The organism is Ruegeria sp. J8, assembly GCF_056531925.1.
Genome location: NZ_JBQFMR010000001.1, coordinates 678,534 through 694,719 on the forward strand (window position 1 = coordinate 678,534; position 16,186 = coordinate 694,719).

Annotated in this window: 15 protein-coding genes; 5 read left to right on the plus strand and 10 right to left on the minus strand. The window is 58.9% G+C overall.

Annotated elements, in window-relative coordinates:
- Positions 1–205 precede the first annotated feature (205 nt).
- The gene (locus tag ACR0L1_RS03280; protein WP_170768995.1) at positions 206–940 is read right to left on the minus strand and encodes a class I SAM-dependent methyltransferase; all 735 of its coding nucleotides are present in this window, start codon (positions 938–940) and stop codon (positions 206–208) included.
- Positions 941–1,002: 62 nt separating this feature from the next.
- On the opposite strand from ACR0L1_RS03280, the gene gloB reads away from it, so the two are divergent.
- The 3 genes from gloB to ACR0L1_RS03295 all read left to right on the plus strand — a co-directional run bounded on the left by gloB (position 1,003) and on the right by ACR0L1_RS03295 (position 5,316).
- Positions 1,003–1,770, plus strand: coding sequence for a hydroxyacylglutathione hydrolase (gene gloB / locus ACR0L1_RS03285; protein WP_480857106.1), 768 nt, complete (start codon positions 1,003–1,005; stop codon positions 1,768–1,770).
- 175 nt (positions 1,771–1,945) lie between these two features.
- Positions 1,946–4,270, plus strand: coding sequence for an ATP-dependent Clp protease ATP-binding subunit ClpA (gene clpA / locus ACR0L1_RS03290; RefSeq protein ID WP_170783775.1), 2,325 nt, complete (start codon positions 1,946–1,948; stop codon positions 4,268–4,270).
- 158 nt (positions 4,271–4,428) lie between these two features.
- On the plus strand, positions 4,429–5,316 hold the full coding sequence (locus tag ACR0L1_RS03295) for a YHYH protein (protein WP_480857108.1): 888 nt from the start codon (positions 4,429–4,431) through the stop codon (positions 5,314–5,316).
- A 19-nt stretch (positions 5,317–5,335) separates the two neighbouring features.
- Here the strand turns inward: ACR0L1_RS03295 and ACR0L1_RS03300 are convergent, their stop codons facing one another.
- From ACR0L1_RS03300 to ACR0L1_RS03310, 3 genes are all read right to left on the minus strand, one after another.
- Positions 5,336–7,057 (minus strand): peptidoglycan -binding protein, encoded by a 1,722-nt coding sequence (locus ACR0L1_RS03300; RefSeq protein ID WP_480857110.1) that lies wholly within the window; start codon positions 7,055–7,057, stop codon positions 5,336–5,338.
- A 3-nt stretch (positions 7,058–7,060) separates the two neighbouring features.
- The gene (locus ACR0L1_RS03305) at positions 7,061–8,242 is read right to left on the minus strand and encodes a biopolymer transporter ExbB (protein ID WP_480857112.1); all 1,182 of its coding nucleotides are present in this window, start codon (positions 8,240–8,242) and stop codon (positions 7,061–7,063) included.
- Between the two features lie 70 nt (positions 8,243–8,312).
- Positions 8,313–8,843 (minus strand): gamma-glutamylcyclotransferase, encoded by a 531-nt coding sequence (locus ACR0L1_RS03310; RefSeq protein ID WP_480857114.1) that lies wholly within the window; start codon positions 8,841–8,843, stop codon positions 8,313–8,315.
- A gap of 67 nt (positions 8,844–8,910) precedes the next feature.
- Between ACR0L1_RS03310 and ACR0L1_RS03315 the strand changes: the two genes are divergently transcribed.
- The gene (locus tag ACR0L1_RS03315; protein WP_480503312.1) at positions 8,911–9,912 is read left to right on the plus strand and encodes a DUF2125 domain-containing protein; all 1,002 of its coding nucleotides are present in this window, start codon (positions 8,911–8,913) and stop codon (positions 9,910–9,912) included.
- Here the strand turns inward: ACR0L1_RS03315 and ACR0L1_RS03320 are convergent.
- From ACR0L1_RS03320 to ACR0L1_RS03335, 4 genes are all read right to left on the minus strand, one after another.
- A complete protein-coding gene (locus ACR0L1_RS03320; RefSeq protein WP_480857117.1) occupies positions 9,909–10,718 on the minus strand; it encodes an extensin-like domain-containing protein in 810 nt (269 codons plus the stop codon). The genes ACR0L1_RS03315 and ACR0L1_RS03320 overlap by 4 nt on opposite strands.
- 2 nt (positions 10,719–10,720) lie before the next feature.
- Positions 10,721–11,635, minus strand: coding sequence for a prephenate/arogenate dehydrogenase family protein (locus ACR0L1_RS03325; RefSeq protein WP_170768986.1), 915 nt, complete (start codon positions 11,633–11,635; stop codon positions 10,721–10,723).
- On the minus strand, positions 11,632–12,717 hold the full coding sequence (gene hisC / locus ACR0L1_RS03330; protein ID WP_170768985.1) for a histidinol-phosphate transaminase: 1,086 nt from the start codon (positions 12,715–12,717) through the stop codon (positions 11,632–11,634). Before hisC ends, ACR0L1_RS03325 begins: the two co-directional genes overlap by 4 nt.
- Positions 12,718–12,782: 65 nt before the next feature.
- Positions 12,783–14,198, minus strand: coding sequence for an aminotransferase class V-fold PLP-dependent enzyme (locus ACR0L1_RS03335; protein WP_480857119.1), 1,416 nt, complete (start codon positions 14,196–14,198; stop codon positions 12,783–12,785).
- Between the two features lie 102 nt (positions 14,199–14,300).
- Between ACR0L1_RS03335 and ACR0L1_RS03340 the strand changes: the two genes are divergently transcribed.
- The gene (locus tag ACR0L1_RS03340) at positions 14,301–14,762 is read left to right on the plus strand and encodes an Lrp/AsnC family transcriptional regulator (RefSeq protein WP_170788153.1); all 462 of its coding nucleotides are present in this window, start codon (positions 14,301–14,303) and stop codon (positions 14,760–14,762) included.
- A gap of 5 nt (positions 14,763–14,767) precedes the next feature.
- Here ACR0L1_RS03340 and ACR0L1_RS03345 read toward each other — a convergent pair whose 3' ends face one another.
- Positions 14,768–15,256, minus strand: coding sequence for a hypothetical protein (locus ACR0L1_RS03345; protein WP_480857121.1), 489 nt, complete (start codon positions 15,254–15,256; stop codon positions 14,768–14,770).
- A gap of 146 nt (positions 15,257–15,402) precedes the next feature.
- Entirely contained in the window at positions 15,403–16,023 is a 621-nt protein-coding gene (gene rpsD, locus ACR0L1_RS03350; protein WP_170325974.1) for a 30S ribosomal protein S4, read from the minus strand.
- Between the last annotated feature and the right edge of the window lie 163 nt (positions 16,024–16,186).

Consider the following 16,186-nt stretch of genomic DNA (forward strand, 5'->3'; position numbering starts at 1 on the left):
TAGCAGAGCCGAACCCAGCTAGCAACATATTATCACGGGGGTGACTTTATCCACAAAGTGTTTGATTTCAAATAGTTACACAGGGTGCGACCCTTTTGTCCGGCTGCAAGGGGCGAAAAATGTTACGAATGTGTAGGTTTTTGCGATTCCTGAGGCGTTTTTGCCGCGTTTTCCCGCTTTGACGTGGCGTAAAAGCAAGCAAGAGTTAGGCGGGCTTCAACAGACCGTCTAGTGCCTTGATCGGACGACGGACAGGATCCTTGGTGACGCTGCCGCTTGGGGGTCGAATATGCTTTGTTGCTTCGACCATCAGAACACCTCCAGCCATGACGGTGGGTATCCGCTGGCCCGTCTTTTCAATCAGATTGCCCGACTTGAGCCAGAACCGCCGGAACGAGGGAGGCAAATACAATGCTGAGCAATGGCTTTCCGGTTCAAAATGATGCGCCCGGAGCTGGTTTTCTAGCTGCGATGCTGAATACGGACGTCCAAAGCCAAACGGCGTCCGATCCGTCCGTGACCACAATCCCGCGCGGTTGGGCACAATAAAGAACGCGCGCCCACCGGGGCCCAGAACCCGCCAGCATTCATTTAACAGTTCGCTTGGCCGCTGCGAGGTCTCAAGCCCGTGCATCACCACCAGCTTGTCCACGTGCCCGGTCTCTATTGGCCACATCGTCTCTTCCGTCAGGACCGAGACATTGGGCATCCCCGCAGGCCACGGCATAACGCCTTGCGGCCCAGGCATCAGCCCAATCACCCGCCGGGCATCTGCCAGGTAAGGGCGCAGCAAGGGTACGGCAAAGCCAAACCCGGCGACTGTCTGGCCTTTGGCTTCGGGCCATTGTTCGATCAACCGGCCCCGGATCGCCGCCTGCGCCGCACGCCCCAATGTGCTGCGGTAGTAGAAATTCCTCAGATCCTGCACATCAAGATGCATTGCGGACACCCGGTCAATCGGCTTAGCTTCGGCGCAGTCTAGCAACGAAAGGGCAAAAGGCCATGCCTCTTGAAATCGTCACCATTCCATGTCTCAGCGATAACTACGCTTTTCTGGCGCATGACGCCGCAAGCGGCAACACCGCTTTGATCGACGCGCCCGAAGCAGGACCCATTCTGGCCGAGCTGGACCGGCGCGGCTGGACGCTCAGCCACGTGTTGTTGACTCATCACCACTATGACCATGTGGACGACTTGCCGGCCATTCTGGAAAAGCACACCGCCAAAGTGATCGGGGCCGCTGCCGACGCGCACCGCTTGCCACCGTTGGATCAACATGTCAGCGATGGCGATACGTTTGAACTGGGCGGAGAGCAAGTTCAGGTGTTGGATGTCTCAGGCCATACGGTCGGACATATCGCGTTTTACATGCCCCAAAGTGCTGCCGTTTTTACCGCAGACAGCCTGATGGCCCTCGGCTGCGGGCGTCTGTTCGAAGGCACAGCGCCTCAAATGTGGGCCTCCCTGTCGAAATTGGCCGCCCTGCCCGACGACACTATAGTGTGTTCAGGTCACGAATATACACAATCGAACGCCAAGTTTGCCCTGACGGTCGATCCGGACAATGCTGCGCTGCAAGACCGCGCTGCCGATATCGACCGCGCGCGGGCAGCGAATGAACCAACGGTGCCCTCGACATTGGCTTTGGAAAACGCAACAAATCCTTTCCTGCGCGCCGCAGATCCGGCGATTCAGGCGCATCTGGGCATGGCGGGCGCGGATCCGGCGGCTGTATTTGCGGAAATCCGGGCTAGAAAAGACCGCTTTTGATGCCTATTTCCCCAACTTCACAGCCACGGTCACAATAAATGTGACTGTCAAGTGAAAGAAAACCCTTGAAGCCGGGCCATGATCAACCAAACTCTAATAGTATGAGGACATGGTTGGGATGGGGATCCGGCCGAAAGCCCGCGCCCCTTCCGACCCAAGACAGAGGAGCACCCGCGTGCCTTCATTCTCGAGCACTTTAGAACAAGCCATTCACGCGGCCCTTGCGGCAGCGAACGAACGGCGACACGAATTCGCCACGCTGGAGCATCTGCTTTTGGCGCTGCTGGAAGAACCGGATGCGATCCGCGTCATGAAAGCCTGCAGCGTTGATCTTGAGGACTTGCGTAGCACTCTGGTCGAATTCATTGACGAAGATTTATCCAACCTCGTCACCGACATTGACGGGTCAGAAGCCGTGCCAACAGCCGCTTTCCAGCGCGTGATCCAGCGCGCCGCGATCCACGTGCAAAGCTCTGGCCGGACTGAGGTGACGGGCGCCAATGTTCTGGTCGCCATCTTCGCGGAACGTGAAAGCAACGCAGCCTATTTCCTGCAGGAACAGGACATGACACGCTATGACGCGGTGAATTTCATCGCTCACGGCGTCGCTAAAGACCCTGCTTACGGCGAAAACCGCTCGGTTTCGGGCGCGGATCAGGTTGAAGAGGAACCGCAGTCTGGCACGGGCGAAGGCGAACAAAAAGAAAGCGCTCTTGGAAAGTACTGTGTCGATCTGAACACCAAATCCCGCGCGGGTGACGTTGATCCGCTGATTGGGCGCTCGGACGAGGTTGAGCGCTGTATCCAGGTGCTCTGCCGCCGCCGCAAAAACAATCCGTTGCTGGTTGGCGATCCGGGCGTGGGCAAAACGGCTATTGCCGAAGGTCTTGCGCACAAAATCGTCGCGGGCGAAGCCCCCGATGTGCTGTCCGAGACAACGATTTATTCGCTGGATATGGGCGCGCTGCTGGCCGGTACGCGCTATCGCGGTGATTTCGAGGAACGGCTGAAGGCGGTTGTGACCGAGTTGGAAGAGCATCCCGATGCGGTGCTGTTCATTGACGAAATTCACACGGTCATCGGCGCAGGCGCCACATCGGGAGGCGCGATGGATGCGTCGAACTTGCTGAAACCTGCACTGCAGGGTGGCAAGCTGCGCACCATGGGTTCGACCACATACAAGGAGTTCCGTCAGCACTTCGAAAAAGACCGCGCGCTCAGCCGCAGGTTCCAGAAAATTGATGTGAATGAGCCTTCGGTGGAAGACAGCGTGAAAATCCTGCGCGGCCTCAAACCTTATTTCGAAGAACATCACGCGATCAAATATACTGCGGACGCGATCAAAACGGCGGTGGAACTGTCGGCACGCTATATCAATGACCGCAAGCTGCCTGACAAGGCCATCGACGTGATTGACGAAGCCGGTGCAGCTCAGCATCTGGTCGCGGAAAGCAAGCGCCGAAAAACCATTGGCGTGAAAGAGATCGAGGCCGTGGTTGCCAAGATCGCCCGCATCCCGCCCAAGAACGTCACCAAGGACGATGCCGAGGTTCTGAAAGACCTTGAGACCTCGCTAAAACGGGTGGTTTTCGGTCAGGACGACGCCATTGTCGCGCTTTCCAGCGCGATCAAACTGGCGCGGGCTGGCCTGCGTGAGCCTGAAAAGCCCATCGGCAATTACCTGTTCGCAGGTCCGACCGGTGTGGGCAAAACCGAAGTGGCGAAACAGCTGGCCGATACGCTGGGTGTTGAACTGCTGCGCTTTGACATGTCGGAATACATGGAGAAGCACGCGGTCTCTCGCCTGATCGGTGCGCCTCCGGGTTATGTTGGGTTCGATCAGGGTGGTCTGTTGACCGACGGCGTTGACCAGCATCCGCATTGCGTGCTGCTGCTGGACGAGATCGAGAAGGCGCACCCGGATGTGTTTAACATCCTGTTGCAGGTGATGGACCATGGTGAGCTGACCGATCACAACGGTCGCACGGTGAATTTCCGCAACGTGGTGCTGATCATGACTTCGAACGCGGGTGCACAGGAACAGGCCAAGGCCGCGATCGGCTTTGGCCGTGATCGCCGCGAAGGTGAAGATACGGCTGCGATTGAGCGGACCTTTACGCCGGAATTCCGCAACCGTCTGGACGCGGTGATTTCCTTCGCACCGCTGCCGAAAGAGGTCATCCTGCAAGTGGTCGAGAAATTCGTCCTGCAACTGGAAGCACAGTTGATGGACCGCAATGTGACCTTTGACCTGACACCCAAGGCCGCCGAATGGCTGGCGGACAAAGGGTATGACGACAAGATGGGCGCACGCCCTCTGGGCCGGGTGATCCAGGAACACATCAAGAAGCCTCTGGCTGAAGAGCTATTGTTCGGTAAGTTGGCCAAGGGTGGTGTGGTTCGCGTTTCGGTTAAGAAAGGCGATCTGAACCTGGAAATTCTGGGCCCCGATCAGCCCCGCATTCCGGGCGACAAGCCGCCGCTGCTAACAGCAGACTGATTGCACAAGCGTTTAGAAACATTGATCGCCCGGTTGCACCTGCATCCGGGCGATTTTGCATCAACGCCAGACGATTGCGCGCCCGTGGGCGCGTTTTTCGACTGAACGACTTCTCGCGCACGTTTCACAATCACCGTTGAAGCGAATTGGAGAGTCGAATGCTTAAACCCCCCGTCCTTTGGGGCTCTTCCTTAACCTTTGCCGTGATCGCCACAATAACGACCGCACAACACAGGTTTCGCTATCAAGATGAAACGACAACGCGGCCACTAATTCTGCAACCGGCCACGATTGATCCGGGGGTCAGTTACGCTGATCTCACCGAAGCCAAAAATCGCGTAAGCGTTTCCGCAAATGGAATACCGGACTATCTGGTCGGTCGCTTTCCAAACCGAGGCAACCCGCACGGCCTTTCCGAGCAACGAGTCAATCTCAGCGTACCCGCGCGCCCAAAACCAAGTCGCATGCCTAAGCCTCTGGAGCTGGGTTGGAATTTCGGCGTGTCGATAGACGGTGTGGTGTTTGATCCGCTGGCGGCAGAATACTGGAATGGAGATCCAAGATCGGGTTGGTCTTACAACGCACTTGGCGGTGCAATTTCGCTGGGTCTTGATGAAAACCACGCCCATGTTCTCCCCGGAGGAAAGTACCACTATCACGGTATCCCGACCGGCTTGATCGAACTATTGGAATACACGCCGACCCGACATTCGCCTCTGGTCGGATATGCCGCAGATGGTTTCCCGATCTATGCGATGACTGGTATTGAGGATGGGAACGTGACGCAAATGTCCTCATCCTACCAACTGAAGAACGGCAATCGACCCGGAGGCAGCGCACCAGACGGAAACTTTGATGGCACCTTCAATGAGGACTATGTTTACCGCGCAGGAACCGGAAATCTGGACGAATGCAACGGAGGCATCACGGTCTCACCCGAATATCCGTCTGGAACATACGCCTATTTCCTAACTGATAACTACCCGGTCATCCCACGGTGTTTCACTGGTACGCCAGACGACAGCTTTCGCTTTGGGCGTCGCTGAGCACAAGGCAAAGCGCTAGTTATCGTTCCGTCAGCTTCAGCTCGATGCGCCGGTTCTGGGCCCGTGCTTCGGGTGTGTCGGCCGGATTGACGGGCTGGAACTCTCCAAAGCCGTTTGCCGCAAGCCGGCTGGGCGGAATACCCAGCGCCTCAACCATATACAGAACCACCGACAGGGCGCGACCCTGGCTCAGTTCCCAGTTGTCGCGATAGCGCCCCGACCCCGCGAGGGGGACATTGTCCGTGTGGCCGTCGACACGAATGACCCAGTTCAGCCCTTCGGGGATTTCAGCGGCCACGCTGCGTAGGATGTTGGCCACTTTGGCGACCTCGAGTTGGCCTTCGGGCGACAGCACGGCCGAGCCGGTGTCAAACAGAACCTCGGACGAAAAGACGAACCGATCCCCTTCGATCCGCACCCCGTCTTGATCCCCCAGAACATCGCGCAATCTGCCGAAGAATTCAGAACGATAGCGCTGCAAATCCTCGGCCTGCGCGGCCAGTTCCTCATTCTGGCCTGACAGAGCTTCGGCTTCAGCTTCCAGACGGGCGCGTTCGGCCTCTTCCAGCAGGCGGCGGCGACGTTCTTCCGAGGCCGCGCGGGCCAAAGCCGCGTTAAGATCCTGCCCCAGCGTTTGGATGCGGATATCGGCGGCGGCGTTGCGTTCTTCATAATCGTCCAGCAGCGCCTGCAACCCGCCCAATTGTTGACGCAGCGCAGCGAGTTGCTGGTTCAACAAAGCGGTTTGACGCTGCGCCTGCTCAGATACTTCTTTTTCAGTCGAAATCGCTTCGCGGGCCACGGCCAGCAGGGCAGCGCGCTCCTCGGCCAATGTGCGTTGTTCCTGTGCATCCGTCTGCGCCTGAGTTTGTGCGGCAAGGGCAGCCTGCAACTGCGCCTCAAGCTCTTCGGTATTCAGCTCTCCAAATTGACGCTCAAGCTCGGCACGAGCGGCTTGGGCGGCAGCCAAAAGGGTCAGCGTTTCCTCGGCCTCTTTGCGCTGCGCTTCCAACGCCAGTGTCATCGCAGTCAGTTCGGCATCGGCGTTCTGCAATCGGTCGCGCAGGTTTTCAGCCGCCGCCGCCTCAGCCAGTCGCGCGGCCTCTTCAGCGTTAAGTTGATCTTCAAGTTCCGTGATCAGCGCCGCCTGGGCAGTTTCGCTTTGCTCCAAATCGGCAACCAGAGCTTCCAGTGCTTCGCGGCGGGCCGCAGCCAACCGTGCAGCCTCGGCTTGCGCGTCAATCTCCGCGCGACTTTGAGCAAGCGCAAGATTCAACGCATCCTGATCCGATAGCAACTGTTCCTGTTGGTCCTGAAACCCCTGCCGTTCCGCTTCAAGCCAGGCTATGACATCTTGCGCGCGATCCTGATCGGCCAGCAATGCCGCAACCTGCGCCTCAAAACCCGTGATCCGCGATTGCGCCTCCGAAAGGCTATCTTCGGCCTGAGCCAACTCATCTTCGGTTTCAGACAATGTCGCGTTCAGCGCCCCAAGCCGAGCTTCAAGTCGGCTGTTTTCGCGTTCTTCCAACCCCAGCGCGCCGGCCAACGCGGCAACTTCGTCAGACAGCGCTGTCAGCTCGTCTTCCTGCCCCGAAATCGTTTCCCGCAGGACGAACTGAACCACCATGAAGATCGTCAGAACGAAGGTCAAAACCATCAAAAGCCCGGTGATCGCATCCACGAAGCCGGGCCAGACCGAGCCCTGAAACCGTTGACCTGTGCGACGGGACAGGGCCATCTTTTATTCTCCGCCCGGCGTCGTGCGTACAGCACCGCGCGGCAATGTCAGGGCCTTGACCAGCAGCTCGATATCCTTGCGCATCTCGCTCATGCTTTCCTGGCGACCGGCCGAGATTTCTTCGAGGATGCGCAACAGTTGCACATCCATCGACCGCAGGCGCATCCGGCTTTCGGCGTCGATCCCGTCGCCGGTGCCCTGTTCGCGCATGTGATCCAGCAGGGCATCCTGTCCCAGCGCCACGCGTTCCAGCGCGGCGGTGACGCCTTCGTTTTCGGATTGGCGCAGGTTCATATCGGTGATCACGTCCACCAACTGACCCAGCTTGGCGGACAGCTCGGCCCGATCCCCCTCCTGTGCCGAGAACAGGTCCTGCAAGGCGTCCATCTGTTCTGACATCGTATCCAACACCGGGGACAGTACGGCCAGTTCTGCGCTGCTGCCTTCATCACCCAGCGCAAAGCCGACCCGTGTGATCGAGGACAGCCATTCCTCCATCTCGCGGTAGAACCGGTTCTGACCATGGCCCGCAAACAGCTCCAGCAAGCCGACTATCAACGACCCGGCCAGACCCAGCAACGAGGACCCAAAGGCCACGCCCATGCCCTGCAACTGCGCCTCAAGCCCAACCATCAAGCGATTGAACACGGCCAGCCCCTCTTCGCCCTCTTGCGGGTTAAGGCTGCGGATCGTGTCGACAATGGCCGGGACCGTGGTGGCGAGGCCGAAGAATGTACCCAGAAGGCCTAAGTAAATCAGGACGTTGGTGATATATCGCGTGATCTCACGCTCTTCCTCGATCCGCTCGGCCACCGAGTCCAGAATGGACCTGGTTGAACTGGAACTGATCTGAGACCGCGCGCCACGTTCACGCAGCAACGAGGCAAGCGGCGCCAGCAATTGCGGGGTGCGCGCATCTTCGCGGACGACGCCACCGACAAAAGCTTCGATCCAGCGGACCGAGCCGATTAACTGTGTTACCTGAAGAAAACAGGCCAGAACACCGATCGCAAAGACCAGCAGGATAAACCCATTGAGATACGGGTTGGCATAGAAGACCGGCAAGACATAGGGCAGCGCCATAAACACGCCCGCCCCCGCCAGACCTATAGCGATCAGCATCGTTACGATCTGACGAATGGGTTGCGAGAAATGCGGTCTCGCGCCCTGATGTGCCTGCGCCATGCGCGTGGTTCCCGGTTCTTACCTGCTCTGACAGTGAATCTAGCGAAAATCCGCCGGTGACGCCAAGGGTTTATGCGGTAATGCTACGCACCCGTTGCGCCAACCACTCAAGATCAGGGTCGCGCAGGCCAATCTCGGCCAGATGTTCGGCGGTGTTGTAGAGGTATTCGGTGTTCGGCCCGCGCCCGCCCACGGCGTGGGCGATGATCTGAGCCTGTTCCTCAAGCGGCATTCCACCGCAATATTGCACGTGGTCTTTTTCGATCACATAGGTGACGGCCTCGACCGTTTCGCCGCTTTCCAGATGCACGTCCAGCATCTTCTCAACATAGGCTGACGAAATGAGCTCACGCTCGCGCAACTCGTGCAGGGTGCGGTCTTCGTGACCGGGCTCGACCGACAGGGCCAGACCCTTGCATCGGGCGCTGTCCTGTTCGTCCAAAGCCAGCACAAGGCCGGGATGATCCTCGGTCCCGCGATGGTGGATCGAGCTCATGCAGAAGGATCGGGCATATCCGTGCAACGTCGCACGCGCGCTGCGGGCCACGGGAAACCCCGGATTCCACAACAGCGATCCATATCCGAATACCCACATCGTCATAGCTCTGGTCCTTGCCCGTTTGCGCCTATAAACATCAATTCAGGTGCGGGAAAAAGGGCGAACTGCCATGCGCGGGCTGATACGGCTAGTCATTGTCATAACTGTGATCTGGAGCGCATATTGGTTTGTCGCCGGTTTTGGCTTGCGCAATGCCATCACTGCGTGGTTCGACGGACAACAGGACCGGGGTTGGCAGGCTGAGTATTCGCAGGTCGCCACCGCAGGGTATCCGTTCAACCATGTCACCCGTCTGGACAATCCCGCGCTGGCCGATCCAGTCAACGGCACCGCCTGGAGCGCGGATTGGATCGAATTCCAAAGCCCCGCCATCTGGCCCGGCCAGCAAATGCTGCGATTTGCCGACACGCCGCAGCGGTTATCGTATTTCGACCAAACCTCGACCATCACGGCGGCGGATTTGGTGGCAGAGTTGCAACTGCAACCCGGTATTGCGCTGGTGCTTGAGAAGATGGCGCTGACTTCCGGGTCGTGGTCAATCGCTGACGACGGAGAAGCGCAAGCGGCGGGCGAGACGCTGCAGCTGATCATGGCGCAGACAGCAAGCCCTGAGACCTATGCCATCAGCGCCCGGATTGACGGTTTCACCCCCGGTGACGACTTGCGCGAGCTCATGCGCTCGGCCACCACTCTGCCGCAATCCTTTGAGACGCTCGAACTGGACATGACGACCGTGTTCGACAAGCCATGGGATCGGTCCGCGCTGGAACAGGGTCGCCCGCAACCCACCAGAATTGATCTGCGGCTGGCCGAGATGAAATGGGGGGCCCTTCGTCTTTTTGCTGCCGGAGAGCTGGACGTGGACGCGCAAGGCATCCCCAACGGAGAGATCGCCATCAAAGCCGAGAACTGGCGAGATATGATCGCCATGGCCAACGCGGCAGGCGCATTGCCTGATCAGGCCGTGGACCCGGTGACGCGCGCGCTGAACTTCATGGCCGGACTGGGCGGCAACCCCAATGCGTTGGATTTGCAGTTAAATTTCAGGGACGGCTTCGTTGCGGTCGGCCCCCTGCCTCTGGGTCCGGCCCCACGGCTTATTCTGCGTTAACGGCAATACGGCCCGCGTCTGTGGCGTGCCGTGTCCAGATGGAAATGATCCCGGTGATAGCGGTCCGAGTTTGGCCCCAACACCGTACCAAACGGCCCGCACGCGCCGCGCCAGATTTTGGTCAGTTGTTTCTTTGACGGGTTCTTGCGCCAGCCGTTTAGAACCGTCACCAGCTCTCCGTCCGCCATTCGAAAACCCGAGATATCAATCGCGCGCCCCTTGCCATGCTCGGATATTCGCGCGCCTTTTTGATTGTTGCGTGTACGGCAGGCGTAATGGGCCGCGACTTGTAGTTCGACCACCGGACCGCGCCGCTTGAAGGTTGGCTTGACCGTTTTGTCGACCCATTTGTTCAGCGCAATGGCAGTTCCGCAATCCATCGTAGATGGGCGGCTGAGTTTGACGCCGGCGACCGAAGTAATCTGCACCGCGTCCTGGATCCCGCAGGCCTTGATCTTGCCCGGAACCTGCCCCACCGGTTTGCCTTGAATGTCGATATCCCCGCAGACCGAACCCTTGCGCAGCTTGCGTTTCTTGAACAGCGCCTCCTGTTCCAGAGCTTTCGGGCGCAGATAAGGCATCAAGGATGTGTCCGGCCCCAGGAACGGCAGCGCTGTCGGGCGCGCAGCGACGGCCAGAACCTGTGCTGAAACAGGACGCAACACGGGGCGAAGCTTTGTGGGGCCAACAACCTGCTCGACCGATGGCCGCGCCACGGGAATCAATGACTGTTCCGGCGCTGCCTGCGCTGTTGAAGCCAAGGCCCCAACAAGCGCAAAAGCAATGGTCCGCCGGATCGCCCTCATGGCTAGGATTTCCCCCGGCCGAAATCCGGCGCATCCGTATCCTGGCCTGCGTCGATGATCCCACGCCGGATCGCGCGGGTGCGTGTGAAATAGTCGAATAGCTGTTCACCATCTCCGGTTCGGATGGCCCGCTGTAAGGCGAACAGTTCCTCTGTGAACCGGCCAAGAATTTCCAAAGTCGCGTCCTTGTTGGTCAGAAACACGTCGCGCCACATGGTCGGGTCCGAGGCCGCGATCCGCGTGAAATCCCGGAAACCGGCAGCCGAATATTTGATAACCTCGCTATCCGTCACCCGGCGCAGGTCATCGGCCACACCGACCATCGTGTAAGCGATCAGATGCGGTGCGTGGGACGTAACGGCTAGCACCAGATCGTGGTGGTCGGCGTCCATCTCATCGACGTTCGATCCCATCCCCTCCCAAAGCGCACGCAAGCGCGCGACGGCGGCGGGGTCGGTGCCTTCAACCGGCACCAAAAGACTCCAACGATTGTCGAACAATTCGGCAAAACCGGATTCTGGGCCCGAGTGTTCCGTCCCGGCCAGCGGGTGCGCGGGGATGAAATGCACGCCCTCGGGGATATGTGGCGACACCGCCTCGATCACATGACGTTTGACCGAACCCACGTCAGACACCGTCGCGCCCGGTTTCAGCATTGGTGCGATATCTGCGGCCACCGCACCCATCGCGCCGACCGGAACACAGAGAACGACAAGATCGGCGCCCTCCGCCGCATCTTGGGCGGTATCGCACACCCGGTCGCAAAGACCGATCTTGCGCGCGGTGTCGCGCGTCGCCTTGGACCGCGCGTATCCCGTCACTTCCCCCGCTAGCCCGGCGCGTTTGATGGCCCAGAACATGGACGAGGCGATCAGCCCCAGCCCGATCAGTGCAACACGGTCGTAGATCTGGCTCATGCTGCGCCCTCTTTGAATGCGGAGATTGCCGCAACGACCCGGCGGCAGGCGTCTTCATCGCCCACGGTGATGCGCAGCGCATTTGGCAAGTTGTATCCCGCCACACGCCGCACGATCAAACCTTGGGTTTTCAAATAGTCGTCGCAAGCCTCAGCCTCGGCCTGATCGGTGAACCGGGCGAGAATGAAATTGGTGCAGGACGCATCCGAAGGCACCCCGATCTTGGCCAGTTCGTCGGACAACCACACCCGCAGCCGTGTGTTTTCGGCCTGACAATGAGACAAGAACTCTTCGTCCTTAACCGCAGCTTCGGCCGCCGCCAAAGCGGTCAGTGATAAGTTAAACGGCTGACGCACTCGGTTGAGCACATCAATGATCGACTGCACGGCATAGCCCCAGCCCACGCGCATCCCACCCAGGCCGTACACTTTCGAGAACGTCCGGGTCATGATCACGTTGTCGAACCGACCCACGATGGATGCCCCACCATCAAAATCATCGACGAACTCGGCATAGGCCCCGTCGATCACCATCAGGCAACTGTCGGGCAGAGCCTCGGCTAGGCGCACAAGCTCACTTTCGGGGATCATGGTCGAGGTCGGGTTACCCGGATTGGTCACAAACACGATCCGCGTCTGATCCGTCACAGCGGCAAGGATGTTGTCAACATCCACGCGGCGGTCCTTTTCAGGCACCATCACCGGCGTTGCCCCCGCCATCCGCGCGATGATCGGGTACATGGAAAAGCCGTGCTCGGTATAGATGACCTCATCCCCCGGCCCGGCATAGGCTTGCGCCACGAATTGCAGCACCTCATCGCTGCCGACACCACAGATGATCCGCGCTGGGTCCAGCCCGTGCCGTACACCGATTGCGTCGCGCAGGGGCGCGTGGTCGGTGCTGGGATAGCGATGCAGGTTGGCGGCACTGTCGCGCACAGCCTCGATCGCCTTGGGGCTGGGACCAAACGGGTTTTCGTTGGAACTCAGCTTGATCACATGCGAAACCCCGGCCACATGCGACTGGCCGCCCTGATACAGCGCGATGTCCATAATGCCGGGTTGCGGGGTGATCTTGGTCATAAGAGGCTCCGTTGATTGGAGCCTCTCATACCTGTCTCAAGGCGTTGAGAAAAGCGGCAATTCCGTCACGCCGCTTTGAAGCGGGCGGTCGCCGGGTCGGCCGTGTAGAATGGTGCGAATTCAGCGGTGCGGCGCGACAAGTCATTGACGCTGTCGATCACGAACTGCACCGTCTGTTCGCTCATCAAATATGAGAAGTTCAACCGCACCCAACCGGGCTTCTTCATCTCTTCTCCGGCAGACAGCGCGGCGTGCAACGCCTCGGACGTGTCCCTGTCGATGCCCAACAGGCGATGCGCATAGGGCCCAGCACAGGCACAGCCGCCCCGCGCCTGAATGCCGTAGATATCGCTGAGCATACGGGTGAACAGTTGCTGATGCACCGGGTGCCCCGCGTTGTCGCGCACGAGGAAGGAGAAAATCGGCAGGCGATGTGGATTATCCACGCCCAGCAGCGTGAGGTTCGGGTTGTCCCCCCATCCTTTCAACGCCATTTGGTTATACTGTACCTCGCGTTTGGCGATCGCCTTTACGCCAACTACATCCTTGACGATAAAAGCCAGCGCCGCGCGGATATCGCCGATAACGTTGGGTGTTCCGGCTTCTTCGCGCGCGGACAGGTTAGCGCTGTAGTCATGCCGCCATGGCGACACAAAGCTGACTGTCCCGCCACCGGGCCAACTGGGACAGGTCCGACGCACGGCCTCCGTGTTGACAACCAACACGCCCGAAGCCCCCGGACCGCCTGGAAATTTATGCGGAGAGACAACTATTGCGTCCTTACGTGTATCGCCTTCCCCTATATCCATCGGCAGGTAAGGCCCACCCCCGGCATAATCCCAAACTGCCAGCGCACCATGCGCTTTCAGCAAGCGTGTCACCGGATCGGGGTCGGTGATGATGCCGGTCACGTTCGAGGCCGTTGAAAACGACCCGATGATAAGATCGGACGCAGAATGATCGACCAATATACGTTCGAGCACTTGCAGATCGACACCCCCGTCCGATGCTTCGGGGATTTCGATCACCCGCGCCTTGCTTTCGCGCCACGGCAAAATGTTCGAGTGATGCTCATACGGCCCCAACAAAACAACCGGCCGGTCCGCCTCGTTAACACCCATCAGGCTGACCAGCCGGTTGAGACCCGCAGTGGCGCCAGAGCCGGTGAAGATCACCGAATCCTCTTCCTGGGCGCCAACGATGCGGGCAATCTCTGCGCGAGCCTCTCCGCGCAGGCGCGTCATATACGCGCCGCAATACGAAGCCTCGGTGTGGCTGTTGGCATAAAACGGCAACACATGCGCAGCCACAAAATCCTCGACCTGCCGCAACGCGCGGCCCGAGGCAACGTAATCCGCATACACAAGCGGCACGTCCCCGCGCAGACCCGGAATCATGACGCCTTCTCCGATCAGCCCATCACGAAAGGGGGTTATGCAATCGGCGGATTGGATGGACGCGCGGAATTGGTTCAGGGTCATGGCTCAGGCTCCGTATTACCCTGACAATATGATTGTTATTTTTTGGATAAACTTCACATTTCTTTGGGTAGTTTTTCTATTTTTCGTGTCATATGATCTGATATGACCGAAAGAATAGATCAAATTGATCAAGGCATACTGCGCGAACTGCAAAAAGACGCGACCCTGTCACAGCGAGAACTGGCGGATCGGGTCGGCCTGTCTCAGAACGCGTGCTGGCGTAGGCTGAAGGCGCTGAACGAAAGCGGCGTCGTCACCGGGTCGACCGCCAAGATCGCGCGCGAGAAACTGGGCCTCAGCCTTGTGGTATTTGTGATGCTACGAACCCGGCATCACTCGGCCGAGTGGCTGCAGGCGTTTCGCCGCCACGTACTGACCATCCCCGAGGTTGTGGATTTTCACCGGATCGGGGGCGATTATGACTATCAGCTCAAGGTCGTGACGCAGGACATGGCATCCTATGACAAGGTGTACCAACGCCTGATCGAAAAGGTCGAACTGGACAGCGTCACGTCCTATTTCGCTATGGAAGCGATCGCCGAGGGGCGACCGCTGCCGATCTGACTGGATCACTCACCAACAATCAGCTGCAAATCCCCGTCTCCGGTCACAAAACCGGTCACGAAGAAATAGCGATTTCCGGACGAAACCCAAGCCCGCGTCGTTTCACCCGGGATCGCAGGGGTATAGGCCAACCGCGTGTTCGACGCGAAGGCACGCGCCAACCGGTTGATATCGCCAACCGTCGGCACCGGCCGGGTCGTGCCATATCCACGCACGATAACCTCACAGGACCGATCTCTGGTACTGCCCCCAAGGAATTCCATCCCCGGCTCAAGTCTCGGCTCATTGGCATTGAACCCGGCACGAACCCGCGATTCTTCGAATGTTGGGGCGGTCTCGATACATCCATGTTGAAAACTTTGCAGGATGCCGGTCAAAAGCGGGTCCTCGGACCGCAGCCCACTTGATGTCAGCGGTCTGGTGGCGTCGGAGCAACCGACAAGTAGAACGGCCAGCCCTGCTGCGGTCAGGATTTTCTGAAAACGTGCTGTCATAGCGGTCTCAAATTCACTGTGTTGTCTTATATGCGCTTGGTCACGGACCAAAATGTTGGAATTTCAGCGCGATGGCAACAGAACTGTGTAAACGAAAAAACCGCGCCGGATGGCGCGGTTTTCGAAACTTTCCAGATCGGCGAAGATTAGTTCTTCGCGTAGAATTCGACGACCAGGTTCGGCTCCATCATGACCGGGTAAGGCACATCGCTCAGGCCCGGTGCGCGCACGAAGGTTGCGGTCATTTTCGAGTGGTCGGCGTCGATATAGTCAGGCACATCACGCTCGGCCAGCGCAACAGCTTCCAGAACAACGGCCAGTTGCTTGGACTTGTCGCGCACTTCGATCACGTCGCCTTCTTTGACGCGGTAGCTGGGGATGTTCACTCGCTTTCCGTTCACTTTGACGTGGCCGTGGTTCACGAACTGACGTGCGGCAAACACGGTTGGCACGAACTTGGCGCGGTAAACAACAGCGTCCAGACGACGCTCCAGCAGACCGATCAGGTTTTCACCGGTGTCGCCTTTGACACGCTCGGCTTCGGCGTAGATGCGGCGGAACTGCTTCTCGGTCAGGTCGCCATAGTAGCCTTTCAGCTTCTGCTTGGCGCGCAGCTGCAGACCAAAGTCCGACAGTTTGCCCTTGCGGCGTTGACCGTGCTGGCCGGGGCCGTATTCACGACGGTTGATCGGGGATTTCGGACGACCCCAGATGTTTTCGCCCATCCGGCGGTCGATTTTGTACTTGGCAGACGTGCGTTTCGTCACGGCTGATCTCCTTCTTTATGTTCGAAGGCGCTGCTCTGCTACAAGAGTAGGCGCCTACTATGAAGGGCGTTGTCCTCTTGGGGTTTCCCCCATGACAGGCATCCCCTTGCGGGGGCCACCAACACCAATGAAGCCGCGCTTATATCTGCAGTTCCGTCAGAGT

What these genes read in the sequence shown, in the direction of transcription:
- ACR0L1_RS03280 (WP_170768995.1), bottom strand. Translation starts at nt 940, where the DNA reads ATGCATCTTGATGTGCAGGATCTGAGGAATTTCTACTACCGCAGCACA.
- gloB (WP_480857106.1), top strand. Translation starts at nt 1,003, where the DNA reads ATGCCTCTTGAAATCGTCACCATTCCATGTCTCAGCGATAACTACGCT.
- ACR0L1_RS03295 (WP_480857108.1), top strand. Translation starts at nt 4,429, where the DNA reads ATGCTTAAACCCCCCGTCCTTTGGGGCTCTTCCTTAACCTTTGCCGTG.
- ACR0L1_RS03300 (WP_480857110.1), bottom strand. Translation starts at nt 7,057, where the DNA reads ATGGCCCTGTCCCGTCGCACAGGTCAACGGTTTCAGGGCTCGGTCTGG.
- ACR0L1_RS03305 (WP_480857112.1), bottom strand. Translation starts at nt 8,242, where the DNA reads ATGGCGCAGGCACATCAGGGCGCGAGACCGCATTTCTCGCAACCCATT.
- ACR0L1_RS03310 (WP_480857114.1), bottom strand. Translation starts at nt 8,843, where the DNA reads ATGACGATGTGGGTATTCGGATATGGATCGCTGTTGTGGAATCCGGGG.
- ACR0L1_RS03315 (WP_480503312.1), top strand. Translation starts at nt 8,911, where the DNA reads ATGCGCGGGCTGATACGGCTAGTCATTGTCATAACTGTGATCTGGAGC.
- ACR0L1_RS03320 (WP_480857117.1), bottom strand. Translation starts at nt 10,718, where the DNA reads ATGAGGGCGATCCGGCGGACCATTGCTTTTGCGCTTGTTGGGGCCTTG.
- ACR0L1_RS03325 (WP_170768986.1), bottom strand. Translation starts at nt 11,635, where the DNA reads ATGAGCCAGATCTACGACCGTGTTGCACTGATCGGGCTGGGGCTGATC.
- hisC (WP_170768985.1), bottom strand. Translation starts at nt 12,717, where the DNA reads ATGACCAAGATCACCCCGCAACCCGGCATTATGGACATCGCGCTGTAT.
- ACR0L1_RS03335 (WP_480857119.1), bottom strand. Translation starts at nt 14,198, where the DNA reads ATGACCCTGAACCAATTCCGCGCGTCCATCCAATCCGCCGATTGCATA.
- ACR0L1_RS03340 (WP_170788153.1), top strand. Translation starts at nt 14,301, where the DNA reads ATGACCGAAAGAATAGATCAAATTGATCAAGGCATACTGCGCGAACTG.
- ACR0L1_RS03345 (WP_480857121.1), bottom strand. Translation starts at nt 15,256, where the DNA reads ATGACAGCACGTTTTCAGAAAATCCTGACCGCAGCAGGGCTGGCCGTT.